The organism is Brevirhabdus pacifica (genome assembly GCF_002797755.1).
Lineage (GTDB): Bacteria > Pseudomonadota > Alphaproteobacteria > Rhodobacterales > Rhodobacteraceae > Brevirhabdus > Brevirhabdus pacifica.
Genome location: NZ_PGFI01000011.1, coordinates 1,809,197 through 1,834,174 on the forward strand (window position 1 = coordinate 1,809,197; position 24,978 = coordinate 1,834,174).

Consider the following 24,978-nt stretch of genomic DNA (forward strand, 5'->3'; position numbering starts at 1 on the left):
GGATGGCACGCAAACCTGTCCACAAATGGGCTTTCAAACCCGGCATACGCGCAAGCGCGTTCGGATGGCGCGGCTCCGCCAAGGCAATCGAGCGGTTGAAATCGGCCAGCGCGGAAATCCGGGCCGTCAATCGCGCGGATCCTGTCACGGCGGCGGACGGCGTGGTCGCATTGGCCGCGCGGATCTGGCCCGCGTTTGAGCATATCGATACGTCGTCGGGCGCACTTGGCAACGCCGTGCGCCGCACACTTGACGACCTTGTGCCGATCCTGATCGCCGCACCTGCCGATGAAAAGACCCGCGCAAAATGGCTGGAACAGCTGCGCACGGCAATCGAAGACGATGGCGTCGACTACCTCGCCCCAATCTCGGAGCGGTTTGGCGAGATCGCCGTGTATCCCGCGCTCATGACCTTTCATGCCGACAGGGATCTCGCCCTGATCCATCGGGCATGGTCGGATTGGGAGCGGTATTCTCATGTCGGCACCGCGACGCTCACGCTGTCCTGCCTGCTCGAGGCCGGACGGTATGACGAACTGCTAGCGCTCCTCGCGGTCAAGAAGACCCGGCTGTGGTTCGATGACAAGTTCGGGGCAGAAGCCTTGCTTCGACAGGGCCGCGAGGATGACGCGCTCGCCTATGCCGAGGCGCTGCTGCAGGCGGACCGCCAGACATGGGGCCATCACGACATCTGCCGCTTTTGCGAGGCGATCCTTATGCGCCAGGGCAAGGCGGACGAGGCCTATCGCCGTTTCGGTCTGCCCGCTGCCAACGGGAACACATGGTTGGCGATGTGGCGCGATCTGGTCAAACGCTACCCTGACCGGGATGCCCGTGCATTACTGGAAGACCTCATCACGCTCCACGGTCGCAAGGGCAAATGGTTCGCCGCGGCCAAGACCGCGACGTATTTCGACATCGCCCTCGACTGCGCGGCCGATCACGAGGCGGCCCCGGCGACGCTCATCCGGGCCGCCCGCGACTTCGCCATCAAGGAACCGGCCTTCTCCGCCGAAGTCGCTCTGCATGCCATCAGGCATCTTCTGGCGGGCCGTGGCTATGAACCCAGCCCGTTCGACATCGACGAAGCGGTCGATCACCTGATGACCGCCAGCACACGCATCGACCGGCGGGGCTGGGCCATCGCGGCGCTTCAGCGACTGATGGAGACCACGCCCGGCGATGATCTGATGCAGCGCCGCCTTGGCCAGAAGATGACCGAACTCAGTGCTGAATAGCGGATTGATCGCTATAGAAGACCATCCTGCCCGGCGCACTGGGTTCGACCAATGCCCTGCCCTGAGCTTGCACGTTTCGCCCCGAAAGCTGACTGCCCGGGCGAAGGATCACGGTTTTCGGGAACGCACATCGCCTTCGGCGCGTTCTTCGATCAGCTTCGCTGGGGCCACATCCAGATGCGCTGCGACCCGCTGCAGGGTTTGCAGGGTGACGTTCTGCTGGCCGCGCTCCATGGCGCTGACATGGGCACGGTCGACTTCCATCGCCGCCGCCAAAGCGGCCTGCGTAAGCCCGCAGGCTTGGCGGTAGTGCTTGAGATTCCTTGCAAAAACAACGCGGATGTCCATCCGCGAGTAAAGAACCTATCGCGTATTTTGGTGCGACGTATTATAATACTCATCTGCAGTTTGACTGACCGCAATCCGACCTTGCACATGCAATCTGATGTGCTGTTATGAGCCTTAACGCCCGACGGCGAGGGGGAATCATGTCTGCCACCGGCACCACGCCGATCGCTGATATCGCACCACAAAGCGATGAGCTGACCGATTACGACCACGCGCATATGACGCTGTACTTGCGCCTGTTTGATGCCGCTGAAAGCGGTGCCAGCCTGCATGAAGTCAGTGAGATTCTTTTCGGTATAGATGCCGCCGAAGAACCAGAGCGTGCCAAAAAGATGTACGACAGCCACCTCGCCCGCGCTCGTTGGATGACGGAGCACGGCTATCGCAAGCTGCTTGAGGGCGGTAACGGCTGAACTTCGCCTTATCCGTAAGACATCGGCGAACACCCGCGCAGGTTGCGCAGGGCAACCGTTCCTGCCGTCGTTTTGACGCGTCACCAAGCTATACTCATTGTCCATCGAAACAGCTGACGCGGAGCTTCGCCATGACCAAAGATTGGCAAGACGAAGCGGCTTACAAGCATTTCGACAGTCTCGACCTGTCCGGGCTGGCCTGGGAATGCTTGCGCCGCAATTCCGACTATCGCGCCAATTACCCGCGAATGCGGGATGGATTGAAATCACCGGCTGCATGGGGGTTACGATTTCCCGGTTGATCCGGACATCGACGCACCCAAAGCACCCGTGTTCTGGAAGCCATCAATCGCCCCGGCAGCGGTCGGGTATGCTGTGCCGGTCCCCGGCGGCGACACCGCCGCGCCGCATATCGATGCAGATGATCTGACCGTCATCGGAACGCAGGACGGCTTGATGTATGTGCGCCTCGCAACGGGCGCGTTGCTCGTGCTGGATGCCAAGAACCTGCACCGGCCCCTCGGCATCCTGGTGCCGCTGGACGAGCATTGGACAGCGCGGATCAATTCGCTCGAGACGATCCGCGCGCAACTGCTTCATCACAAACGATCCCCTCCGCCCCTTACGTCGCAGCAGCGACGGCGCATCCAGCTTGCATTGCGCACGCTCGACGCGCGCCGGGATCGTGCCAGCTACCAGACGATCGCGGGGCATTTGTTCGGCGCAGAGGCTGTGTCGCGCGAGCATTGGAAGACCAGCTCCCTCAAGGCCCAGATCACCCGACTGTCGGCCCATGGAACGCATCTGACCACCAAAGGCTATCGCTTTCTCCTTCTCGGCAAAGGACCAACGGGGCGCTCCAAGCCGCGCAAGTGATCACCGCGCAATCCCCGAAATTCGAAGTCTCATCACTCCCTGATCCTGTCGGCCTTTGGGGGTGACGTTTTCACGCCGCGATCTTCGTCATCCCTCCCTTGGGTTCTTCTCCGTTTTGATGACCTCCGACAGCCCGCGACGCGCCGTCGCGCGGCCTAGCCACCGGAGATGCTAAAATGCCCGACCCAAATGAAGGACTCCCGCCCCGCTACCTCAGGACCCCGGAAGCCGCCCGATTTCTCGGCCTGTCTGGCCGCACGCTGGAAAAGCACCGGACCTACGGGACCGGCCCGCGCTATTCGAAAATCGGCGGACGTGTCGTCTACGCGGTCGACGATCTGCAAGCCTGGGTCACGAGGGGCGAGAAGACCTCCACCTCGGACGAGACCGAGGACCGCGTCCTGCCTGCCAAACGCCATGCAGCCGTTTCGCCGGCCTATCTGCGTCGGGGGCGCTGAGCCGATGCAGACACGCGTCCACCTCACCTGGATCGAAGGGCGCATCGAGCGCTGGATCCGTTTCGGTCGGATTGCCGAGGAAACCATCCTGACGCGCACGGAAAAGCGCGTGGCCTTCGCCCCCGGCGCGATCTTCGCGCTCGTCCGCTGGTCGTCGAACGACCACGGCACTGTTGAAAGCCGGATCGACATTCTGCGCGCCGTCGATGCAGGCGAGCCCTGCTCGACAGTGCCCTGTGTGACACCAGGCGGAGAGCTTTTGCTGCGCCTCTCCGGTTGGCCCAAGGTCGAGGCGGCGCTTCGGTCCGTCGACATCGTGGAAAGCTATGGCATCACACCGGAAGATGTCTGCCCCGATCATTGGCGGCACGTCCACAACCGCCTGACCGCGGCAATGGAGCCCCGTCCCTACACCCCTGCCCGGCATGTGGCTTGGCTCAAGCGTCGCATGGTGACGACATGAGCGCGTCGGCCCCTCCCCTCCTCGCGGCCGGTTTGTCCCTTGGTCTGCTCGCAGCTGCACAGATCGACCGCGCACCGCGCCTGATCTGGAATGCCTCGGCAAGCGTGCCGATCGGCCTCTACGTCCTTCGAGCGTCACAAGCGCCATCGTCGGGCGAAATCGTTGCCGTGCGCCTGCCGGAAGACCGGTCATCCTGGGTGGTTGAACGCGGCTATGTCGGTGCGGATACCTTGCTGTTGAAACGCGTCGCGGCCGTCTCCGGCATGACGGTCTGTCGGAACAATCTCGAGATCACCATCGACGGCAGCGTAGTTGCCGAGGCTGCATCGGCTGACCAACAGGGGCGCCCGCTTCCTCGTTGGACGGGATGTGTCACGCTCGACTCGGACGAGGTTTTCTTGCTCCTCGCCGGTGTCGCCCACAGCCTCGATGGACGGTATTTCGGCCCGTTGTCAGCGGACACGATCCTCGGGCGTGCAATCCCTCTTTGGACATATGGAGGGGCGGAAGATGCGTCGTCTTGAACGCGGACACAGCCGTCGGCACGCGACCGTTACTACCGCGCTTGTACTGATCCTCTGCATGCCGATCACCGTGGCACCGTCCGCCGTGATCGCTCAGGACCGCAGTGTTCCAGCATCTGACCAGCAACCCATCGACATCCATATCGCAGAAGCCGCGCGCATGTTCGGCATCCCGCAGCCTTGGATCCGTGCCGTCATGGAGGTCGAGAGTGCGGGCAATCCGCGCGCGGTGAGTCACGCGGGCGCCATGGGGCTTATGCAGATCATGCCCGGCACCTGGGCCGAATTGCGTGTAGCCTATAGGCTTGGCAATGACCCTTTCGATCCACGCGACAACATCCTGGCCGGTACCGCCTATCTGCGGCAAATGTACGACCGGTTCGGGTCACCCGGCTTTCTCGCGGCCTACAATGCCGGGCCTGCGCGCTACCAAGAGCACCTTGATACCGGGCGCGCCCTGCCGCGTGAAACCCGCAATTACCTCGCCATCCTCGCGCCACTCATCGCCGATGGAACCGACGTCGCGCGGGCAGTCAGCCGCCCGCAGACGACTCAGGACTGGCGCGACGCCCCGTTGTTCGCGGCAATGGCTGAGGAGGGTCAAACCCCGGGTGATGACACCCAACGGATTGCGTCTGACGCGTCTCGAAACGGCATCTTCGTGCCTCTCAGCCGGGGGCAAACGCCATGATCCGCGAAATCGCACCATGGCGAGGTCTGGAAAGCCCGCTCGCAGGAATGGGCCGGAGAAGGTCGACGCGCAGGGTCTCAACAGAAAGAGCGCGAGATAAAAGAGGTGCCGCAAGCGGACCTCAAGCTGTTGTTTCTCTGCGAGGATTTGCGCCGCACATTCAAGCTGCATGCCGCAGGACTTCATCTAAAATTCTGATTTTGCTATATTCTTTGTGCGGCAGCATGTTCTGCGAGCGAGTGCGGCCATGACCGGGCGCGACAATGACCTGCGCATCCGCCCCGGGCGTATACGCGACGGCGGCAGGACCTCGAAGCAACCCACCCGTTTCGTCAACGAGGTGATGCGAGCTGCGCGGAAATCCGGACATACCGGCTACCGTATCGGCGCGGGCAGCACGCGCTCCGGCAACACCTCTTTCGGGCGCGGACGGTTTGCCCGGACGGCCAAAGGCCTGACTCGCACCTCCCGGCGGGTCGTAGTGAAGGCCCGCGTCGTGCGCCACCAGGGCAAGCGCTTTCGCTCCGCGCCCATGGCCAAGCATCTCGGCTACTTGCAGCGCGATGGCGTCGGTCAGGACGGGCGCGACGCCGACTTGTTCGGGTCTGACCGCGATGATCTCGACCGAGGCGGCTTTGCGGCGCGCTGCGAAGACGACCGGCATCACTTCCGGTTCATCGTCTCGCCGGAGGACGCGGGCGACTTGGAGGACCTGCGCGCCTTCACCCGGGATCTGATGGCCCGCGCGGAGCGGGATCTCGGAACCGGATTGGACTGGGTCGCCGTCGATCACTGGAACACCGACAATCCGCATATCCACATTTTGGTGCGTGGAAAGGCCGACGATGGCCGCGATCTCGTCATCTCGCGTGACTACATCAGCCGGGGGCTTCGAGCGCGCGCGGAAGACCTCGTGCAACTGGAGCTGGGCCCCCGCAGCGAACGGGAGATTTCCCAAGCGCTCGAAACGCAGGTCACAGCGGAACGCTGGACTGATCTGGACCGGGGCCTACGATCCCTGGCGGACGATCATGCCGGCATCGCCGACCTGCGGCGCGGCACGCCGGAGCCCCGCGATCCGGACCTGCGCCGCTTGATGATCGGTCGCGCCCAAACAATGGAGAGGCTCGGACTCGCCGAACAAATCGCCCCCGCCATCTGGGAGTTGAAACCGAATGCCGAAGACACTCTGCGCGAGCTTGGGATGCGCGGCGACATCATCAAACGGATGCACCGGGCCATGGGCGCCGACCGCCACGGCGCGGCGGGGGATTTCGCCATCGAAGGCACGCCCACCGCGCCTATCCTCGGGCGGCTCGTGGAACGCGGCTTTCATGATGACCACGCCGAGACGGGCTACGCGATCATCGACGGAGTTGACGGTCGCGTACATCACCTACGCTTCCGGGATCTCGATGCGACCGGCGACACGCCGCAAGGTGGCATTGTCGAAACCCGGCTCTGGACAGGGAAGACGGACGGAACACCGCAACTGTCTCTTGTCGGTCGTTCCGATCTGTCGCTGGCCGCCCAGATCGAGGCCGAGGGCGCGACCTGGCTCGACCGCCTGCATCTTGCCCGAGACCGCGCACCGCTGAGCGGCGCCGGATTTGGCGCGGAGGTTCGCCAGGCCTTGGAGCGCCGCTCGGATCACCTTGTCGCCGAAGGCCTCGCCCGACGGCAAGGGCAGCGGGTCACCTTTGCCCGCGATCTGCTGGCCACCCTTCGCAACCGCGAACTGGACGCCATCGCTCAAGACCTCAGCACCCAAACCGGCCTCCCCCGTTACAAGCCGACCGAGGGCGAGCCCGTCGCAGGGACGTTCCGGCAACGCCTCGATCTCGCCTCGGGCCGCTTCGCCATGATCGACGATGGCCTTGGCTTCTCGCTCGTCCCGTGGACCCCGCAACTCGAACGCCATCTCGGCCAGACCGTCACGGGCACAATGACGCCCGGCGGCGGAACCGACTGGAGCCTCGGGCGCAAGCGCGGGCTGAGCCTCTGATCAGAAAGGACATCACCATGAGCCGTCAGGACACGTCATCGGCCACCAAGATCCTCTGGGGCCAGATCATCATCGTCAGCATCGTGGCGCTGCTCTTTGTCTGGGCAGCGACGCAATGGGTCGCGTTTCGTCTCGGGTTCCAATCCCAGCTTGGCGCGCCTCTCACTGCCCTGTTCGGCATGCCGATCTATCGCCCGTGGCAGGTCTTCACCTGGTGGTACTGGTACGACGCCTACGCGCCGCGCGTCTTCATGGAAGGGGCCGCAATCGCCGGCGCAGGCGGGGTCGCCGCCCTTGCCGCCGCCATCTTGCTGTCGGTCCTGCGGGCGCGCGAGGCGAGCGACGTGACAACCTATGGCTCTGCCAGATGGGCAAGCCCCAAGGATATCACCGCCGCCGGGCTGTTCGCAGACGACGGGGTCGTGCTGGGCCGTCTCGACAAGCGCTACCTCCGGCACGATGGTCCGGAACACGTGCTGTGCTTCGCGCCCACCCGCTCCGGCAAGGGCGTCGGTCTTGTCATCCCAAGCCTGCTGACCTGGCCCGGCTCCGCCATCGTCCACGACATCAAGGGCGAGAACTGGCAGCTAACGTCCGGATGGCGGGCTCGGTTCGGGCGTGTCCTGCTGTTCGATCCGACCAATGCGGCGAGCGCCGCCTACAATCCACTGCTCGAGGTCCGACGCGGCGAGCGCGAGGTGCGTGACGTCCAGAACATCGCCGATATCCTCGTCGATCCCGAAGGCCAACTCGAGCGGAAGAACCATTGGGAGAAGACCAGCCATTCCCTTCTGGTCGGTGCAATCCTGCATGTTCTCTATGCCGAGAAGGACAAGACACTGGCAGGCGTCGCCGCCTTCCTGTCAGATCCTCGGCGTCCCATCGCCGCCACACTGACTGCAATGATGCGGACTGCGCATCTCGGAGATCGCCCGCATCCTGTTGTCGCCCAGGCCGCTCGCGAGCTGCTGAACAAATCCGAGAACGAACGCTCCGGCGTCCTGTCCACCGCCATGTCTTTCCTCAGCCTCTACCGCGACCCCGTGATCGCCACCGTGACCCGGCGCTGCGACTGGCGGATCGATGATCTGGTCTCGGATGATCGGCCGCTCACCCTCTACCTCGTGGTACCCCCGTCGGACATCTCCCGCACGAAACCGCTGGTCCGGCTGATCCTGAACCAGATCGGTCGTCGTCTGACTGAGGAGCTGCACAACACCAACCGCAAGCACCGCCTTCTGTTCATGCTCGACGAGTTCCCCGCCCTCGGGCGCCTCGACTTCTTTGAAAGCCAACTGGCCTTCATGGCGGGCTACGGTCTCAAGGCGTTTCTGATCGCCCAGTCGCTGAACCAGATCGAAAAAGCCTATGGGCAGAACAATGCCATCCTCGACAACTGCCATGTCCGCGTCGCCTTCGCGACCAATGACGAGCGCACGGCCAAGCGCCTGTCGGACGCGCTCGGCACCACGACCGAGCTGCGCGCCATGAAGAACTACGCCGGGCATCGCTTGTCACCCTGGCTCGGACATCTGATGGTCTCGCGCCAGGAAACCGCCCGCGCTTTACTAACGCCCGGTGAGATCATGCAGCTGCCATCCGACGACGAAATCATCCTCGTGTCGGGCGCAGCACCGATCAGGGCACAAAAAGTGCGGTACTTCCGCGATGCGCAACTTACGGCGAGAATCCAAAAGCCGCCTATCGTCGAAGCATCAGCACCCGTCAGCCCCGTGGAAACCGATGATTGGAGCAGTCTTCAGCCAGTCGCACCACCCCAAGAAGCTGCCACGAAAAAGCCCGCTGACGACGGGGATGGTGGCATCCGACGAGAACCTGAGATCCCCGAACATGAGGATGTGGCGCCCGAACTGCCGTTCCCGCGCGAGGAATTCGCCGCCCTCGAAGACGAACCTGACGACGAGGCTCAACGCGCCCGCGCTATGCAGACCCGCTTCCGCAACGTCGCGCGTCAAGCGGCCCTCGATCCCGACGACGGCATCGAATTGTGAGGTGACGCGATGAAGAAAGCCAAGATCACCGCTTATGTCGACGCAGCCCTCTTCGATGAAATCGACGAACTGGCCGCACGGCGGCGCGTCCCCAAAACCCAGATCATCGAGGCGGCCCTGGCGTCGTTCCTCTCACCCGACAGCGCCGAACAGAGTGAGGCCGCGATCGTCCGGAGGCTCGACCGCCTGAGCCGATCGCTCGAGCGGCTGGAACGCGACCAGGAAATCACGACCGAGGCGCTGGCGCTGTTTGTTCGCTTCTGGCTGACCACGACGCCGCCGCTGCCCGATGACACATACTTGGCGGCCAAGGCAAAGGGAAAGGAGCGGTATGGAGGCTTCGTTAAGACGCTCTCCCGTCGATTGGCGAAGGGTTCAACTCTCACCAAGGAACTCGTCCAAGACTTGCCAGCAGGACAGACAGACCCAACCGACGGCATCCACTGAAAGCCATGCTCCAGCGAATATCGATCCAACAACTGGAATTAGACGCCCAACCCGTACGCTCGCCAATTGCCTTTTCGCTCCTTGAACGCCATGATTGAAAAAGTATAGCAATTTCAGGCGTTATGCGTGTCACCTGATGTAAACCAAACCCCCGAGCAGCTCGCCCGGGACCGGATCGATGAACGCCTGCGGGCGTCCGGTTGGCATGTCCAGGACAAGGACGCGCTCGATTTCAACGCCGGTCTTGGCGTGGCCGTCCGCGAATACCAGACAGATATCGGGCCCGCCGACTATGTCCTCTTCGCTGACAGGCAAGCGGTCGGTGTGGTTGAAGCCAAGCCCGACAACTGGGGTGTCCGCCTGACCTCGGTCGAGGAGCAATCCGAAGGGTACGCCAACGCCAAGCTGAAATGGGTCACCAATGCCGAACCGCTCCCGTTCCTCTACGAGAGCACAGGTCAGGTCACCCGCTTCACCAACGCCCGCGATCCCAATCCTCGGTCGCGCGAGGTCTTCACCTTTCACCGCCCCGAAACCCTGAAATCCTGGGCACAAGCGCCAATGAGCCTGCGTGCAGGCATTGCGGCGCTGCCAAGTCTCAACCCGGACGGCTTGCGCGACTGCCAGATCAAGGCGATCACGAACCTCGAGGCCTCACTCAAGACGGATAAGCCGCGCGCACTCGTCCAGATGGCGACTGGGTCGGGCAAGACCTTCACGGCGATCACACAAGTCTACAGGCTACTCAAACACGCCGGGGCTCGGCGCATCCTGTTCCTCGTCGACACCAAGAACCTCGGTGAACAGGCCGAACAGGAGTTCATGGCCTTCATCCCGAACGACGACAACCGCAAGTTCACCGAACTCTACAACGTCCAGCGCCTCACCTCGCCCTCCATCGCGAACGACAGCCAAGTCGTCATCTCCACGATCCAGCGCATGTACGCCACGCTCAAGGGCGAGGAACTGAACGAAGGCGCGGAGGACGAAAATCCGGCCGAACAGAAATGGCGCCGCAAGGAACCTCTGCCGGTCGTCTACAATGCCAAGCTGCCACCGGAATACTTTGACGTCGTGGTCATTGATGAATGCCACCGCTCCATCTACAACCTCTGGCGCCAGGTCATCGAATACTTCGACGCCTACCTGATCGGCCTGACCGCGACGCCCGACAACCGCACCTACGGGTTTTTCCAAAAGAACGTCGTCAGCGAGTACACCCATGAGAAGGCCGTCGCCGACAAGGTCAATGTGGGCAACGAAATCTACCTGATCGAAACCGAGATCACTCAAGGGGGTGAGACGCTCAAGGCCGAGCAGCTGGTCGAGAAACGCGAACGCGAAACCCGCGCGCGCCGTTGGGAAACGCAGGACGACGAACAGGCCTACGCTGCGACCCAACTTGACCGATCCGTCGTGAACCCCGACCAGATCCGAACCGTCATCCGCACATTCCACGACAAGTGGCCCGAGATCTTCCCCGGCCGCAAGGAACTGCCGAAGACCCTCATCTTCGCCAAGACCGACAGCCACGCCGACGACATCATCCAGACCGTCCGGCAGGAGTTCGGCGAGGGCAACGACTTCTGCCGCAAGATCACCAATGGGGCCAAGAACCCGAAATCCTCGCTCTCGGCCTTCCGCAACGACTATTACCCGCGCATCGCCGTCACCGTGGACATGATCGCCACCGGCACCGACGTGAAACCGCTGGAATGCCTGATCTTCATGCGCGACGTGAAGTCGAAGAACTACTTCGAGCAGATGAAGGGCCGCGGCACTCGCGTTATGAAACCCGACGACCTGAAGAAGGTCTCCCCCTCCGCCCAGGCCAAGACCCATTACGTCATCGTCGATGCCGTCGGCGTTACCAAGTCACTCAAGACCGCCAGCCAGCCGCTCGACACCAAACCCTCGATCCCGTTCAAGGACCTCGCCATGGGGCTTATGATGGGTGACCGGTCAGAGGAAACCGTGAGCTCCCTCGCCGCGCGCCTGTCGCGGCTCGACAACAAGCTGGGGGCCGAGGATCAGGAGAAGATCACGACCGAGGCCGGGACATCCCTCACCGCCATCGTGCGCGACCTTTTCGATGCCATCGACCCAGACAAGGTGGAGGCCGACGCCAAGGCGGCGGGCCACCCCGAGCCCGACGATGCCGCCATGCAAACTGCGCGTGAGGAACGGATCAAACACGCCGCCAACGTCTTCACCGGCCCGCTCATCACCTTGATGGACACCATCCGCCGCGACAACGAACAGACCATCGACCATGACAACCTCGACACGCTTTTGCGCGCCGAATGGGCGGGCGATGTGGCCGAGAACGCCAAGCAGATCGCGCAGGAGTTCGAGGCGTATCTGGCCGAGAACCGCGACGAGATCGAGGCGCTATCGATCTACTTCAACACCCCTGCCCGCCGGTCCGAGGTGACCTTCGCCATGATCAAGGACGTGCTGAAGAAGCTGACCGAGGATCGCCCGCGCCTGGCCCCGCTCACCGTCTGGCGCGCCTATGCGCATCTTGACGACTACAAGGGCAGCAACCCGGCCAGCGATCTGACCGCGCTGGTGGCGCTGATCCGCCGGGTCACGGGGCTGGATGCAACCCTCACCCGCCATTCCGAACGGGTGCGGCGCAACTTCCAGAACTGGGTGCTGAACCGCCATTCCGGCGCGGGCGAGAAGTTCACCGAGGAACAGATGAACTGGCTGCGCATGATCCGCGACCACCTCGCCACCTCCTTCACCATCGAGCGCGACGATCTGGAAATGGCCCCCTTCGACGGCAAAGGCGGAATGGGTCAGATGTACGCGCTCTTTGGCGATGGGATGGACGAGGTCATGACCGAGATGAATGAGGCGCTTTCGGCATGATGGAATTGCCTGCCACGTGGGCTAACGCGAAGTTCTCAGATTTCGGAACATGGATCGGGGGTGGCACACCCTCCAAAGCCAACCCTCGTTTCTGGAATGGTCCCATTCCATGGGTTTCCCCAAAGGACATGAAAACGAAGGTCATTCGTGAGGCCATTGACGGCATCACAGAGGAAGCGGTCGAAAACTCTGCGGCGAAGCTGGTGCCTGCGGGATCGGTCCTGATCGTAACCCGCTCGGGAATCCTTGCGCACACTCTCCCCATTGCGGTCACCGCTGTTGAGAGCACGCTCAACCAAGACCTCAAGGCGCTCGCTCTCCCGGATGGCATCAGTTCGGACTATATCGCCTGGGGAATGCGAGCTTTCGAGCAACGCATCCTCGACAAGTGTCGAAAGGGCGGAACAACGGTTCACAGCATCGAGATGCCGCGCCTTGCATCATTCGAGTTGCCGATCGCCCCCACCAACGAACAACGCCGCATCGTGGAGAAGATCGAGGCGATGTTCGACGAGATCGACAAGGGGGTCGAGAGCCTGCAAACGGCGCGCACCACCCTCGGCCTCTACCGCCAGTCCCTGCTGAAATCCGCCTTCGAAGGCCGCCTCACCGCCGACTGGCGCGCGCAGAACGCAGACAAACTGGAAGACCCCAAAACCCTCCTCGCCCGCATCCACCACGAACGCGACACCCGCTACAAAACCGCCCTGGATACGTGGCAAGACGCCCTCGCCCAATGGCGCGCCCATGGCGAGAAGGGCAAGAAACCCGCGAAACCAAAGCGGCCCCGGGATATCCCTGACAAAGCATCTGATATCGGCATTCCGGGATGGACCGTGGTGTCGCTGGGCCTCCTGATCGACGAACCCTCGTACGGGACGTCGAAGAAAAGCGACTACGATGCTGGTAGCAAGGGTGTCCTTCGCATACCGAACATTGCGGCCGGAGTGATCGACGCAACCGACCTCAAGTCGGCCAATTTCGACGATGCGGAGCTCGAGCAATACCGATTGATCGAAGGCGACGTGCTGACCATTCGGTCGAATGGAAGCCTTTCATTGGTCGGCAAGCCGGCATTGGTTCGATCGGTTGACACACAATTCGTCTATGCAGGCTATTTGATTCGGCTTCGCCCCATACCCGGCTCGTTGGTTCCCAAGAACCTCGTCTATCTGATGATGGAGCCGACCGTTCGCGGCCAAATCGAGAACAAGGCGAAGTCCACGAGCGGCGTCAACAACATCAACGCGAAGGAGCTGCAGGAACTACAAGTCCCAATCTGCTCCGCTGCCGAGCAATCTGAAATCGTCCGCATCCTCGACGCACGGCTCGAAGCCGCCGACGCACTCGAGGCCGAGATCGACGCCGCCCTCACCCGCGCCGACGCCCTGCGCCAATCCATCCTGAAAAAAGCCTTCTCCGGCCAGCTCGTCCCCCAGGACCCCGACGATGAACCGGCCTCGGCCCTGCTTGAGCGGATCAAGGCGGAGAAGAAAGAGCGCGAGAACTCCGCAAAGGAAGCGCGCAAGTCCAGGCCCGTGCGAGTGGCTGAACCAAGGAGACCCACATTGACCGACCTTCTGGACGTATTGAAGCAGCAGAAATCCTGGATACCAGCATCGAAAGCGGCAGAAGGGCTTGGCCTTGGCGACGGAGCATCTTCCGATGACATCGAGGCCTTTTACCACCAGCTCAAACAGTACGTCGAAAGTTCCGCGATAGAAATTGAGCGGCGCGGCGATGAAGACTGGCTGCGTTTGGCCGAAGTCGAGGCGAACTAATGCGCATCGATTGGCTGTGGATCGACAACTACAAGAACCTGCGGGATCTGACGATCGATTTCGCGCAGGACCACCTGATCACAGTCGTTATCGGGCGCAATGGTACGGGTAAATCCAACGTTCTCGAGGCGCTCACTGTTATCTTCCGCGATCTGATCATGGGCGAGCGCCTCCCCTCGATGAAGTATCGCATTGCATATCAGATCGGCGATCATTGGGTTTTCATTGATGCCGATCCGGAACGGGCCGCAGATCCCTACCGAGCCAAGGTAATCACCATTAATGACCAACCGGATCCGTTTGAAGTAGGTGCCAATTTCGAGAAAATCAGCGGGACGACTATCAGCCGCACAAAGCTGGTCGGAGAAAATTCACCATATCTACCAAGATTTCTGTTTGGATATTATTCAGGCGAAAGCCGCCGGATGAGCGAACTCTTCCGAGCTTACCTGGAAAGCTATGATCGCAAGTTGGTCTCCGGCGAAGACCCCGGCGCTAAACGCATGTTCTTCGCGGAACCCGTCCACAGTAACTTTGTGCTCCTTTCCTTCATTGTGAACAACAAAGAGCAGACTAACGCTTTCCTTGAAAAGCAGTTGGGGTTGGAAGACGGTGGCATTGAGTCCGTCCTTTTCGTGCTCAAGCAGCCCTACTGGAAGTCGAAAGAGGGTGACGCCCGATTCTGGAACTCTCGCGGTATCGTCCGTGACTTTCTTGCCAAACTCTACGACATCTCCCTTGCACCCATTCGGATCAAGCGTCGTGAATTTTACGATGTGCGCAGGACGCGAACAAAAGAATACCTCTACCTCTTTGCGAAAGACATAGATGCGTTGCGCGAGTTGGCGGAAGGCAAGACACCAGCAGAATTTTTCCGCGATCTCGAGAGCACACATGTTTCCGATCTGATCGACGAGGTCCGCATTCGGGTCAAGCTGAAGAAGAATGATGGATCTGTGACCTTTCGCGAGCTGAGCGAAGGTGAACAACAATTGTTGACGGTGCTTGGCTTGTTGCAGTTCACCTCTGCAGAAGAAAGCTTGTTCCTTCTGGATGAGCCGGACACACACCTTAATCCCCGCTGGAGCGTTGAATATATTCAACATATCCGCGACTTTTTAACAGATGACAGTGGAGCGCAGCCAAATAGCCATGTGCTTTTGGCGACGCACAATCCAATTGCCGTAGCCGAGCTTGTCAAAGAACAGGTCCAAATCCTCAAACGTGATCCTGAATCACATGCGATTATCGCTTTTGAACCGGACACGCACCCTCGGGGCATGGGTTATGCTGGTGTCGTCACAAGTGAATTGTTCGACCTGAATGCCGCTTTGGACACATATACGCAGGACCTTCTTGAGGAGAAACGCAAACTAAGCTCGCAAGAGGACTTGAGTTCAGAAGACTTGCAACGGCTCAGAGAACTTACGCATGAGCTTGACGGCTACGGGTTCCGATATCAAGTCCGCGACCCGGAAGAAGCCAAGAGACTTCACCAAATGTTGAGTTCTGATGATGGATCCGACCTAGAGACGCCCGGCTCTCCGGATGATGCGGCGAAAGCTGAACGCCTAGTAAAGGAGGCGCTGTCGCCCAACAATGACGGAGGCGATAGTGAGAGTTCTTAATAAGGATTTGCTGGAACTACCTGAGGGCTGGGAGGAACGGGCTCAAGCCGCTCGCGATGCCGGGCCGTCCGAAGTGAACAACAATGCAAGCCTCTGGCAAGAATGCAAACCTTGCCTGAAAAAGATCTCATATGACAAGTGCTTCTACTGCGAGGTAAAGCAGATCAGATCCGACAATGCTGTCGATCACTTTAGACCAAAAAAACACTATCCCTGGTCTGCATTCGATCCACTTAATTTCCGCTTTGCATGCACCTATTGCAACAGCAGGCGCAAAGACATCGAAAATGGGCGAACCGGAGGTAAAGGGGATTATTTCCCCTTACTTATTGAAGAAAACCGCGCAACTTGCTGCGAAGAGGAATGCAATGAAGCGCCCGTTCTTCTTGATCCGTATAAATCTGACGAGCCCAGCCTAATTGATTTTACCGACGATGGCAGGCCAATACCGACGTTTACAAGCGACCAGCATGCTAACCGCCACCGCAGAGCGGTTGAGTCAATAAGACTATATCACCTGGACCATCAAGACCTTGTCGATAAGCGTTTAACTTTGGCAGCGGAGATAACTAGTATTGTTGAAACCACAAACCGCTTGTTCCCAAAAACTGAGGCTGGCGACCCTGATGTTGACAGTGCCTTCAAAGAAAATGTCCGATTACTAGGAAAAATGATGCTTCCAAACGCTGAGCTGTCGTCATTTGCACGCCGAATGCTCGATGGATATCGCCACTATGTCTGGGTTCCTGGAATTCTGAGGACGTTAAGCTAAGAAAAAAGTAGTTTGAAAGGGTGGGGCGACCGGCATCAGCCTCACAAAAAGAGGGCCATTTCATGGACGCAGACGATCACCCCGTAGAAGTTGTTTTGAAAGAAGCCCGCCGCTTCATGGTGCCTTTGTATCAGCGCAAGTATCAGTGGGGCGACAAGCGGCTGGAGCCGTTCTGGGATGATGTCTCAGCCAAAGCCGCCGAGGTGTTAGACGGTGAGAGCAAGTTCGAGCATTACATGGGCGCGCTAATCCTGTCTCCGGTCGAGGAAGGCTCTCAGATCGCCCGTACGCCCCGAGTGCAGGTGGTTGATGGCCAGCAGCGCCTGACCACCTTTCAGATCTTCCTGGCCGCCCTGCGCGAAGTGGCGCGGGACCATGATCTTGAAGACCTAATGGGGCACATCAACGGCTATCTGTTCAATGAGCCGAAGAACAAAGACAAGGACCCTCTGACACGGTTCAAGCTGACACCGACACCGTCGGACCGGGACATCTTTCACGACATAATCGAGATGCCCTACGAGGATGTAACGCATAAGCACCGCAACCTGTTTTACGGCCAGCGTGTGCCCAAGAACACCAGTTTTCCGGCTTTCCGTGCTTACCATCTTTTCTGCACCTGGATTGAGGAATTTGCTTTTCACGGCCCGGAGGAAGACAGCGAACTTGATCTGGAAGGCGAGAGCAAGACCGGCGGAGAGGACGAAGTCGAGCTTGAGGTGTTGGAAGAACGCCTTGAAGCCCTACTCAGCGCTGTTCTGGATCGGCTGAAACTAGTGGTTATCACGCTTGGTGAAAACGACGATGCGCAGGTGATCTTTGAGACGCTGAACTCAAAGGGCGAGCCGTTGCTTGCGATGGACCTTGTGCGGAACAACATCTTTCACCGAGCGGAGAAACAGGACGCGCCTGTAGAGGAGTTGTATGCCAAGCTGTGGGATCCTCTAGACGACATGTGGTGGCGTGAGCCTGCGCCCAATGCACGCCCACGTCGTCCGCGTCTGGACCACTTCCTAGCGCATGTGTTGACTGCCGAAACGGGCAAAAAAATCTCAGTGCGCGAACTCTATGCCGAGTACCGGGCCTTCGCGGTTCCGAAGGGCAAACCTCGATTTGACGATGTTGAGCATGAACTGAAACTGCTGGAGCGGTATGCGCCCCTGTATGAAACGTTAGAAGGCAGGGCCGAGGAAGACCCGGCGCTCTACTGGCTTGGGCGAAAGCTGGCGGATTGGCAGGTGACAACGGTTTTCCCCGCTGCCTTGCAGATAGGTGGATCGGATTTGCCTGCGGAAGAGAAGATGCACCTTGCCCAATTGATCTATTCTTTCTTGGCGCGGCGTGCCATGTGCGGGCTGACAACGAAGAACTTGAACAAGGTTTTCCAGTCCATTGCAGAGGTATTCCTGCGCCAAGGACCCTCGGTGGAAGCGTTTCGAGGATACTTTAATCAGAGGTCTGGCGACAGCACCCGATTCCCGCGCAATGACGAATTCCGGCGCGGTATCCTGGATGGAAACGCCTACAGCATCGCCCCTCGAACTCGCTTGGTTGACATACTGTGGGAACTGGAAATGGCGAGCAGGTCGCATATGGCAGAGAGCGCCACTAAGCCCAACGGCCTTTGGGTCGAGCACGTTCTGCCACAGACCTGGACCGATGAATGGCCTTTCCCGGATGGGCAGACCCATGAAGTCTATTCTGATGAACCAGATGCCTTGGCGCGCCGTACCCTCGTTCATTCCCTCGGAAACCTGACCTTGCTTACTGGCGGTCTGAACATCTCTTCTGGAAACTCTGGCTTTGCAGTGAAGAAGGAAAAGTTCGAAGAACACACCGGGCTGTTTCTGAACAAGTGGTTTACTAAAAAGGGCCACTGGACGGAGGCGGAAATCCGGGAGCGTGGAGAACATCTTGCTGCTATGGCAGCTCAAATCTGGATCGACCTGGAGTAATCACTCATGAACACGGCCCCAATTGTCTCCAAGGTCTGGAGTTTCTGCACGACGCTGCGTGACGACGGCGTGGGTTATGGCGACTACCTGGAGCAGCTGACCTACCTGATCTTCCTCAAAATGGCGGACGAATACGCCAAGCCCCCCTATAACCGGGATGTGGGAATCCCGGAGGGGTACGACTGGACCAGCCTGACCTCACGCCGCGGGGCGGAGCTGGAAGCGCACTACGTCATGCTGCTGCGGAAGTTGGGCGAGCAGAAAGGCATGCTCGGCCAGATCTTCACCAAGGCACAGAACAAGATCACCGATCCGGCGAAGCTGTTCCGTTTGATCGACATGGTGGACGGCACGAAGTGGGTGACGCTTGGGGCCGATATCAAAGGCGACATCTACGAAGGGCTGCTGGAGCGCAACGCCGAGGATACGAAATCAGGCGCCGGTCAGTATTTCACGCCGCGTGCCCTGATCCGCGCAATGGTCGAATGCGTCCGCCCCGAGCCTCGCAAGACCATCGCTGACCCGGCCTGCGGGACCGGCGGATTCTTCCTCGCCGCGCATGATTTCCTGACGGACCCGGACAACCATGCGCTCGACAAGGACCAAAAGGCTTTCCTGAAGCACTCGACCTTCTTCGGCAATGAGATCGTCGCCGGAACACGGCGCCTCTGCCTGATGAACATGTTCCTCCACGGCATTGGCGAAATGACTGGCGACACGTTGGTTTCACCCGCCGATGCACTGATATCGCCGCCATCAGAAACCTTCGACTATGTTCTGGCAAACCCGCCTTTCGGCAAGAAGAGCTCAATGAGCTTTACCAATGCCGAAGGTGAGCAGGAAACGGACGACCTGACGTATAATCGCCAAGATTTCTGGGCTACCACCTCGAATAAGCAGCTTAACTTCGTCCAGCATATCCGGACCATGCTGAAGACAACGGGCCGTGCCGCTGTTGTCGTGCCGGACAATGTCCTATTTGAGGGTGGTGCGGGAGAAACCATCCGGCGCAAGTTGCTCCAGACGACCGACCTGCACACCATACTCCGCCTGCCAACGGGCATCTTTTATGCGCAAGGCGTGAAGGCAAACGTCATCTTCTTCGACAACCGCACCGCCAGCCCCGATCCGCAGACGTCTAAGGTCTGGTACTACGATTATCGGACGAACGTGCATCACACGCTAAAACAGAAGCCATTGACGTATGCGCACCTCGAGGACTTCGTGTCCTGCTACGCACCAGGCAACCGACATGGGCGCAGCCCAACCTGGAGCGAAGAAAGCCCCGATGGGCGCTGGCGCGCCTTTGACCGGGAAGAACTACTGGCACGTGACAAGGCAAGCCTCGACCTTTTCTGGCTTCGTGATGCGTCAATGACCGATCTCGAGAACCTCCCAGAGCCTGACGTTTTGGCAGAAGAGATCATGGAAAACCTTCGAGCAGCCCTCGCGAGCTTCGAAGCCGTGAGCGTAGAATAGGATTCGTATTCGTTCCGGTGGTCGCGGAAATCGTCGCGCCGGAACGCCCCGGTTTGGGGGACTTACTTCCGCCGGAACCCTGCCGTTCTAACCAATAGCACTACTACGCCTTCTCAGCTGTTGCCCGTAACCAAATAGCGGTCTTCTTGATCGGTCTCGTGATCCATCGCGAGGCCAATCATGACCGTTACCCCTTTCAAAACCGAGACGTCGTCCCGCGGCGCACGCATGTTGCGCACGGCCCTTGGGCCTGGCATCGCCGCCTGGCTCGAGGATGCTGACGTCGTCGAGGTGATGCTGAACCCTGACGGGCGGCTCTGGGTTGACCGGCTGGCCGATGGGCTGAGCGACACAGGCGCGGTGCTATCTCCCGCCGATGGCGAGCGCATCATCCGTCTAGTCGGGCACCATGTCGGGGCGGAGGTCCATCCTGCGGCCCCACGTGTTTCGGCTGAATTGCCGGACACGGGCGAGCGCTTCGAGGGTTTGCTGCCCCCAGTGGTTTCTGCACCCACATTTGCCATTCGCAAGCCCGCCGTCGCGGTATTCACGCTTGAGGATTATGTTTCCGGCGGGATCCTCACGGCCGATGCCGCTCGTCACCTGCGCGGGGGAGTCACCAGCCGCTCCAATATTCTTGTCGCGGGCGGGACCTCGACCGGCAAGACGACCCTGACCAATGCGCTGTTGGCGGAGGTCGCCAAGACCTCAGACCGCGTGGTCCTGATCGAGGACACGCGCGAGCTGCAATGCCTGACGCCGAACCTCGTGGCTCTCCGCACCAAGGACGGGGTCGCGACCTTGTCCGATCTCGTGCGCGCGTCGCTGCGGCTGAGGCCCGATCGCATCCCCATCGGCGAGGTGCGCGGCCCTGAAGCGCTGGACCTGCTCAAGGCCTGGGGCACCGGCCATCCGGGCGGGATCGGCACGATCCACGCCGGGTCCGCCATCGGCGCGCTACGGCGGCTCGAACAGCTGATCCAAGAGGCGGTTGTCACTGTCCCACGCGCGCTGATCGCAGAAACCATCGACCTGATCGCCGTTCTGTCCGGACGGGGCGCCGAGCGTCGCCTCTGCGAGTTGGCGCGTGTCACCGGCCTGACCGCCTCGGGCGATTACGCTCTCAGCCCCCTTTTCCCACCAACACAAGGAAGCCATCCATGACACTTCTGCCATCATTTCGCACAGCCCTTGGCGCAACCGCGCTCGGCCTCGTCGTCTTCGCCCTGCCTGAGCCGGCGCTCGCCGCCGGGTCCGGCATGCCATGGGAAGCCCCCTTGCAAACCATCCTCGAGTCGATCGAAGGGCCGGTCGCCAAGATCGTCGCGGTAATCATCATCATTGTCACGGGCCTGACGTTGGCCTTCGGCGACAGTTCGGGCGGGTTCCGGCGGCTGGTGCAGATCGTCTTCGGGCTGTCCATCGCCTTCGCGGCCTCGAGCTTCTTTCTCTCCTTCTTCTCCTTCGGCGGCGGAGCGCTGATCTGATGGAGAACGCCAACGACATTCCCGGCTATTTCGCGCCGGTGCACCGCGCCCTGATCGATCCGATCCTTTTGGCCGGTGCCCCCCGCACGATCGCCATTGCCAATGGCACGCTCGCTGCCGCCATCGGGCTCGGCCTGCGGCTCTGGCTCGTGGGCCTCGCATTTTGGCTGGTCGGCCACCTCCTCGCTGTCTGGGCCGCGAAGCGAGACGCACAGATCGCCGAGGTGGCGCGGCGGCATCTCCGTTACCCGTCCTGGTTCGGGGTCTGAGCCGATGATGCGTCTGGCCGAATACCGCTCCAAATCCGCCCTACTAGCCGATTTTCTGCCCTGGGCGGCGCTGGTCGCACCCGGCATCATCCTGAACAAAGACGGCAGCCTGCAACGAACCGCGCGGGTTCGGGGGCCGGATCTGGATTCCGCCACGCCCGCCGAATTGGTCGCCACATCGGCCCGGCTCAACAGCGCGCTCCGGCGGCTTGGCTCCGGCTGGACTGTCTTCGTGGAAGCGCAGCGTATACCAGCGCAGGACTACCCCGCCTCCGAGTTTCCCGATCCTGTCTCCGCCCTCGTCGATGCCGAACGGTGCGCGCAATTCGAAGAAGCGGGCGCGCATTTCGAGAGCGCGTATTTCCTGACATTGGTCTGGATGCCGCCCGCTGACGACGCGAGCCGCGCCGAGGGCTGGTTGCTCGAAAACGCACCTGATCGCAGCACCACGCCACAGGATCTGATCTCGGGCTTTGTCAGCCGCGCCGACCGGCTGATCGATCTGCTCGACGGGTTCATGCCGGAAATCGCCTGGCTCTCGGACGCCGAGACCCTGACCTACCTCCATTCGACCGTTTCGACCCGGCGCCAACGCGTCCGCGTGCCCGAGGTCCCGATGCATCTCGACGCAGTGCTGGCCGATGACCCGTTGGTGGGTGGGCTAACACCCCGGCTCGGGGCCGCGCATCTCAAGACCCTGACCATCATCGGACTGCCAAGCGCCACCTGGCCCGGTTTGCTTGATGAGTTGAACGCGCAGGGTTTCGAGTATCGCTGGTGCACGCGGGCGATCTGCCTCGACAAGACGGATGCCGCCCGGGTGTTCACCCGCATCCGCCGGCAATGGTTCGCCAAGCGCAAGTCAGTGGCCGCGATCCTCAAGGAGGTGATGACCAACGAAGCCTCGACCCTGCTTGACAGTGACGCGGCCAACAAGGCGGCGGATGCAGACGAGGCACTGCAAGAACTCGGCGCCGATGTGGCGGGCGCGGCTTACGTCACCGCAACGATCACCGTCTGGGACGAGGATGCGGCAGCCGCCGAGGCCAAGCTCAAGGCCGCGGAGAAAATCGTGCAAGGGCGCGATTTCACCTGCATCCCGGAAACATTGAACGCGCTCGAGGCCTGGCTCGGCTCCCTGCCCGGCCATCTCTACGCCAATGTCCGTCAGCCCCCCATCTCGACGCTGAACCTCGCCCATATGATCCCGATCTCGGCGGTCTGGGCGGGGCCGGACCGGAACGACCACCTCGACGGCCCGCCGCTGTTTCACGCCGAAACCGACAGCACGACCCCGTTCCGCTTCTCCACCCATGTGGGCGATGTCGGCCATACCTTGATCGTCGGCCCGACCGGGGCGGGCAAATCAGTCCTGCTGGCCCTCAAGGCGCTGCAGTTCCGACGCTATGCCGGTGCCCAGGTGTTCGCCTTCGATTTCGGCGGCTCGATCCGCTGCGCCACGCTCGCCATGGGCGGGGATTGGGAGAACCTCGGCGATGCACTGGCTGACGAGGAACCAGCGGTGCAACTGCAGCCGCTCGCCGGGATCGACGAGGCGGGGGATCGTGCATGGGCGCAGGACTGGCTTGCGGGAATCCTTGGACGGGAAGGCGCGACGATCGACCCAGGCGCGCGGGACCATCTCTGGTCCGCTTTGACCTCGCTCGCTTCTGCCCCACGCGAGGAACGCACACTGACCGGCCTCTCGGTCCTGCTCCAATCGACCGAACTCAAACGCGCGCTCAAGCCCTTCTGCCTCGGCGGGCCTTTCGGCCGGCTTCTGGATGCCGAGACCGAGGAACTGGGCCAGGCCGATGTGCTGGCTTTCGAGACCGAGGGGCTAATCGGCTCACCCGCCGCACCCGCCGTGCTGGCCTATCTCTTCCACCGGATCGAGGCGCGCCTCGACGGCAGCCCCACCATGATCCTGATCGACGAGGGCTGGCTCGCCCTCGATGACGCCAACTTCGGCGGGCAGCTGCGCGAATGGCTGAAGACGTTGAGGAAGAAGAACGCCTCCGTGATCTTCGCCACCCAATCGCTGGCCGATATCGACGGGTCCCTTATCGCGCCTGCCATCATCGAGAGCTGCCCCACGCGCGTCTTCCTGCCCAACGAGCGCGCCGTCGAGCCGCAGATCGCCCGGATCTACCAGAACTTCGGGCTGAACGACCGCCAGATCGACATCGTCGCCCGCGCGATGCCGAAGCGGGACTACTACTGCCAGTCACGCCGCGGAAACCGGCTGTTTTCGCTCGGTCTCGGCGAGGTGGCGCTGGCCTTCACCGCCGCCTCCTCCAAGGCCGATCAGGCGGCAATCAGCGAGTTACTCGCCACCCATGACCGGGACGCCTTTGCCGCCGGCTGGCTGCGCCATCGCGGTCTTGATTGGGCCATCGACCTGCTCGGGCCCGACATCGCACCAGCCGATCCGACAACCCCTCACCCTGACCAGAAGGAGACAGAACATGACCCAAAATCCTGAGCGCCCTGCCCGGCCCCGCAAACTCGCCGCCGCATTGATAGCCAGCGCCCTCTTCCTGACACCGGTCCTGACGACACCGGCCCAGGCCTTCTTCTTCGGGGGAGGTGGCCGGATCGTCTACGACCCGCGGAACCACGCCGAAAACATCCTTTCTGCCGCCCGCGCGCTGGAGCAGATCAATAACCAGATCGCCCAGATCCAGAACCAGGCGCAGATGCTGATGAACGACGCGCTGAACCTTGCGAACCTGCCGCATTCCTCGCTGGCGCAACTGCAGGCCGCCATCGGTGAAACCCAGAGACTCCTGGCCGATGCCCAGAGCCTCGCCTTCGACGTGGCGACCATCGAACAGGCCTTCGCGCAGGACTACGGCACTGCCGCAGCGCAGGGTGATTTCGACGCGATGATCGCCGGCGCGCGCGAGCGGTGGGAAACCTCCGTCACGGGCTTCGAGGACGCGTTGCGCGTGCAGGCCGGGGTCGTGGGCAATATCGATGGAGCCCGCAGCCAGATGGACGCACTCATCCGCGAGAGCCAAGGAGCCGTTGGGGCCCTGCAGGTCGCGCAGGCTGGCAACCAGCTGCTCGCATTGCAATCGACACAGATCGCCGATCTGACCGCCGCCATCGCCGCGCAGAACCGCGCCGAAGCGCTGGAAGCCGCCCGCATCGCCTCCGCCGAGGCGCAGGGCCGCGAGAACCTCGCCCGGTTCCTCGATTACGGCGACGGCTACTCCCCCGGCACCGTGCGGTTCTTCGGGGATTGAGCGC

The 24,978-nt window shown here is 61.3% G+C and carries 23 protein-coding genes; 22 read left to right on the forward strand and 1 reads right to left on the reverse strand.

Features of this window, described 5'->3' with window-relative positions:
• Positions 1 to 2 precede the first annotated feature (2 nt).
• On the forward strand, positions 3 to 1,238 hold the full coding sequence (locus tag CLV77_RS08760) for a hypothetical protein (RefSeq protein WP_076978349.1): 1,236 nt from the start codon (positions 3 to 5) through the stop codon (positions 1,236 to 1,238).
• 108 nt (positions 1,239 to 1,346) lie between these two features.
• On the opposite strand, the gene CLV77_RS08765 is transcribed toward CLV77_RS08760, so the two are convergent.
• Entirely contained in the window at positions 1,347 to 1,586 is a 240-nt protein-coding gene (locus CLV77_RS08765) for a helix-turn-helix domain-containing protein (RefSeq protein WP_076978348.1), read from the reverse strand.
• A gap of 140 nt (positions 1,587 to 1,726) precedes the next feature.
• Between CLV77_RS08765 and CLV77_RS08770 the strand changes: the two genes are divergently transcribed.
• From CLV77_RS08770 to trbJ, 21 genes are all read left to right on the forward strand, one after another.
• Positions 1,727 to 1,999 (forward strand): DNA -binding domain-containing protein, encoded by a 273-nt coding sequence (locus CLV77_RS08770; protein WP_076978347.1) that lies wholly within the window; start codon positions 1,727 to 1,729, stop codon positions 1,997 to 1,999.
• 131 nt (positions 2,000 to 2,130) lie between these two features.
• Positions 2,131 to 2,301 carry a transcriptional regulator domain-containing protein gene (locus tag CLV77_RS16330; protein WP_157802032.1) on the forward strand — a complete coding sequence of 57 codons (171 nt, stop codon included), beginning with the start codon at positions 2,131 to 2,133 and terminating at the stop codon, positions 2,299 to 2,301.
• A 28-nt stretch (positions 2,302 to 2,329) separates the two neighbouring features.
• Positions 2,330 to 2,875, forward strand: a complete 546-nt coding sequence (locus CLV77_RS08775) for a DUF2285 domain-containing protein (RefSeq protein ID WP_143815087.1) — start codon at positions 2,330 to 2,332, stop codon at positions 2,873 to 2,875.
• 176 nt (positions 2,876 to 3,051) lie between these two features.
• Positions 3,052 to 3,333: a helix-turn-helix transcriptional regulator gene (locus tag CLV77_RS08780; RefSeq protein WP_021100692.1), complete on the forward strand. Its 282-nt coding sequence runs from the start codon at positions 3,052 to 3,054 to the stop codon at positions 3,331 to 3,333.
• A 4-nt stretch (positions 3,334 to 3,337) separates the two neighbouring features.
• On the forward strand, positions 3,338 to 3,796 hold the full coding sequence (locus tag CLV77_RS08785) for a DUF2840 domain-containing protein (RefSeq protein ID WP_076978345.1): 459 nt from the start codon (positions 3,338 to 3,340) through the stop codon (positions 3,794 to 3,796).
• Positions 3,793 to 4,320, forward strand: a complete 528-nt coding sequence (locus tag CLV77_RS08790; protein ID WP_076978344.1) for a S26 family signal peptidase — start codon at positions 3,793 to 3,795, stop codon at positions 4,318 to 4,320. Before CLV77_RS08785 ends, CLV77_RS08790 begins: the two co-directional genes overlap by 4 nt.
• On the forward strand, positions 4,307 to 5,011 hold the full coding sequence (locus CLV77_RS08795) for a lytic transglycosylase domain-containing protein (protein ID WP_083707609.1): 705 nt from the start codon (positions 4,307 to 4,309) through the stop codon (positions 5,009 to 5,011). The genes CLV77_RS08790 and CLV77_RS08795 overlap by 14 nt, the downstream gene beginning before the upstream one ends.
• A 247-nt stretch (positions 5,012 to 5,258) precedes the next feature.
• Positions 5,259 to 7,016: a relaxase/mobilization nuclease domain-containing protein gene (locus CLV77_RS08800; protein ID WP_076978342.1), complete on the forward strand. Its 1,758-nt coding sequence runs from the start codon at positions 5,259 to 5,261 to the stop codon at positions 7,014 to 7,016.
• A gap of 17 nt (positions 7,017 to 7,033) precedes the next feature.
• Complete coding sequence (locus tag CLV77_RS08805) at positions 7,034 to 9,028, forward strand: conjugal transfer protein TraG (protein ID WP_100053034.1); 1,995 nt, start codon at positions 7,034 to 7,036, stop codon at positions 9,026 to 9,028.
• 9 nt (positions 9,029 to 9,037) lie between these two features.
• Complete coding sequence (locus CLV77_RS08810; RefSeq protein ID WP_076978341.1) at positions 9,038 to 9,475, forward strand: ribbon-helix-helix domain-containing protein; 438 nt, start codon at positions 9,038 to 9,040, stop codon at positions 9,473 to 9,475.
• A 126-nt stretch (positions 9,476 to 9,601) separates the two neighbouring features.
• Positions 9,602 to 12,352 carry a type I restriction endonuclease subunit R gene (locus tag CLV77_RS08815; RefSeq protein ID WP_076978340.1) on the forward strand — a complete coding sequence of 917 codons (2,751 nt, stop codon included), beginning with the start codon at positions 9,602 to 9,604 and terminating at the stop codon, positions 12,350 to 12,352.
• On the forward strand, positions 12,352 to 14,133 hold the full coding sequence (locus tag CLV77_RS08820) for a restriction endonuclease subunit S (protein ID WP_170043954.1): 1,782 nt from the start codon (positions 12,352 to 12,354) through the stop codon (positions 14,131 to 14,133). The genes CLV77_RS08815 and CLV77_RS08820 overlap by 1 nt, the downstream gene beginning before the upstream one ends.
• Positions 14,133 to 15,761, forward strand: a complete 1,629-nt coding sequence (locus CLV77_RS08825) for an AAA family ATPase (RefSeq protein WP_076978338.1) — start codon at positions 14,133 to 14,135, stop codon at positions 15,759 to 15,761. Before CLV77_RS08820 ends, CLV77_RS08825 begins: the two co-directional genes overlap by 1 nt.
• A gap of 7 nt (positions 15,762 to 15,768) precedes the next feature.
• Positions 15,769 to 16,533, forward strand: a complete 765-nt coding sequence (locus CLV77_RS08830; protein WP_211285977.1) for an HNH endonuclease family protein — start codon at positions 15,769 to 15,771, stop codon at positions 16,531 to 16,533.
• A 62-nt stretch (positions 16,534 to 16,595) separates the two neighbouring features.
• Positions 16,596 to 18,488: a DUF262 domain-containing protein gene (locus tag CLV77_RS08835; RefSeq protein ID WP_076978337.1), complete on the forward strand. Its 1,893-nt coding sequence runs from the start codon at positions 16,596 to 16,598 to the stop codon at positions 18,486 to 18,488.
• 6 nt (positions 18,489 to 18,494) lie between these two features.
• Positions 18,495 to 19,967, forward strand: coding sequence for a class I SAM-dependent DNA methyltransferase (locus CLV77_RS08840; RefSeq protein WP_076978336.1), 1,473 nt, complete (start codon positions 18,495 to 18,497; stop codon positions 19,965 to 19,967).
• Between the two features lie 228 nt (positions 19,968 to 20,195).
• The gene (trbB, locus tag CLV77_RS08845) at positions 20,196 to 21,131 is read left to right on the forward strand and encodes a P-type conjugative transfer ATPase TrbB (protein WP_425319787.1); all 936 of its coding nucleotides are present in this window, start codon (positions 20,196 to 20,198) and stop codon (positions 21,129 to 21,131) included.
• Positions 21,128 to 21,454: a TrbC/VirB2 family type IV secretion system protein gene (locus CLV77_RS08850; RefSeq protein WP_076978334.1), complete on the forward strand. Its 327-nt coding sequence runs from the start codon at positions 21,128 to 21,130 to the stop codon at positions 21,452 to 21,454. Before trbB ends, CLV77_RS08850 begins: the two co-directional genes overlap by 4 nt.
• Positions 21,454 to 21,723: a VirB3 family type IV secretion system protein gene (locus CLV77_RS08855; protein ID WP_076980879.1), complete on the forward strand. Its 270-nt coding sequence runs from the start codon at positions 21,454 to 21,456 to the stop codon at positions 21,721 to 21,723. Before CLV77_RS08850 ends, CLV77_RS08855 begins: the two co-directional genes overlap by 1 nt.
• Before the next feature lie 4 nt (positions 21,724 to 21,727).
• Positions 21,728 to 24,208, forward strand: coding sequence for a conjugal transfer protein TrbE (gene trbE, locus CLV77_RS08860; RefSeq protein ID WP_076980878.1), 2,481 nt, complete (start codon positions 21,728 to 21,730; stop codon positions 24,206 to 24,208).
• Positions 24,192 to 24,974 (forward strand): P-type conjugative transfer protein TrbJ, encoded by a 783-nt coding sequence (trbJ, locus tag CLV77_RS08865; protein WP_076980877.1) that lies wholly within the window; start codon positions 24,192 to 24,194, stop codon positions 24,972 to 24,974. Before trbE ends, trbJ begins: the two co-directional genes overlap by 17 nt.
• The last annotated feature ends 4 nt before the right edge of the window (positions 24,975 to 24,978 follow it).

What these genes read in the sequence shown, in the direction of transcription:
- trbB (WP_425319787.1), top strand. Translation starts at nt 20,196, where the DNA reads ATGTTGCGCACGGCCCTTGGGCCTGGCATCGCCGCCTGGCTCGAGGAT.
- CLV77_RS08805 (WP_100053034.1), top strand. Translation starts at nt 7,034, where the DNA reads ATGAGCCGTCAGGACACGTCATCGGCCACCAAGATCCTCTGGGGCCAG.
- CLV77_RS08780 (WP_021100692.1), top strand. Translation starts at nt 3,052, where the DNA reads ATGCCCGACCCAAATGAAGGACTCCCGCCCCGCTACCTCAGGACCCCG.
- CLV77_RS08835 (WP_076978337.1), top strand. Translation starts at nt 16,596, where the DNA reads ATGGACGCAGACGATCACCCCGTAGAAGTTGTTTTGAAAGAAGCCCGC.
- CLV77_RS08795 (WP_083707609.1), top strand. Translation starts at nt 4,307, where the DNA reads ATGCGTCGTCTTGAACGCGGACACAGCCGTCGGCACGCGACCGTTACT.
- CLV77_RS08855 (WP_076980879.1), top strand. Translation starts at nt 21,454, where the DNA reads ATGGAGAACGCCAACGACATTCCCGGCTATTTCGCGCCGGTGCACCGC.
- CLV77_RS08810 (WP_076978341.1), top strand. Translation starts at nt 9,038, where the DNA reads ATGAAGAAAGCCAAGATCACCGCTTATGTCGACGCAGCCCTCTTCGAT.
- CLV77_RS08820 (WP_170043954.1), top strand. Translation starts at nt 12,352, where the DNA reads ATGGAATTGCCTGCCACGTGGGCTAACGCGAAGTTCTCAGATTTCGGA.
- CLV77_RS08840 (WP_076978336.1), top strand. Translation starts at nt 18,495, where the DNA reads ATGAACACGGCCCCAATTGTCTCCAAGGTCTGGAGTTTCTGCACGACG.
- CLV77_RS08765 (WP_076978348.1), bottom strand. Translation starts at nt 1,586, where the DNA reads ATGGACATCCGCGTTGTTTTTGCAAGGAATCTCAAGCACTACCGCCAA.
- CLV77_RS08760 (WP_076978349.1), top strand. Translation starts at nt 3, where the DNA reads ATGGCACGCAAACCTGTCCACAAATGGGCTTTCAAACCCGGCATACGC.
- CLV77_RS08825 (WP_076978338.1), top strand. Translation starts at nt 14,133, where the DNA reads ATGCGCATCGATTGGCTGTGGATCGACAACTACAAGAACCTGCGGGAT.
- CLV77_RS08800 (WP_076978342.1), top strand. Translation starts at nt 5,259, where the DNA reads ATGACCGGGCGCGACAATGACCTGCGCATCCGCCCCGGGCGTATACGC.
- trbJ (WP_076980877.1), top strand. Translation starts at nt 24,192, where the DNA reads ATGACCCAAAATCCTGAGCGCCCTGCCCGGCCCCGCAAACTCGCCGCC.
- CLV77_RS08850 (WP_076978334.1), top strand. Translation starts at nt 21,128, where the DNA reads ATGACACTTCTGCCATCATTTCGCACAGCCCTTGGCGCAACCGCGCTC.
- CLV77_RS08770 (WP_076978347.1), top strand. Translation starts at nt 1,727, where the DNA reads ATGTCTGCCACCGGCACCACGCCGATCGCTGATATCGCACCACAAAGC.
- CLV77_RS16330 (WP_157802032.1), top strand. Translation starts at nt 2,131, where the DNA reads ATGACCAAAGATTGGCAAGACGAAGCGGCTTACAAGCATTTCGACAGT.
- CLV77_RS08790 (WP_076978344.1), top strand. Translation starts at nt 3,793, where the DNA reads ATGAGCGCGTCGGCCCCTCCCCTCCTCGCGGCCGGTTTGTCCCTTGGT.
- trbE (WP_076980878.1), top strand. Translation starts at nt 21,728, where the DNA reads ATGATGCGTCTGGCCGAATACCGCTCCAAATCCGCCCTACTAGCCGAT.
- CLV77_RS08785 (WP_076978345.1), top strand. Translation starts at nt 3,338, where the DNA reads ATGCAGACACGCGTCCACCTCACCTGGATCGAAGGGCGCATCGAGCGC.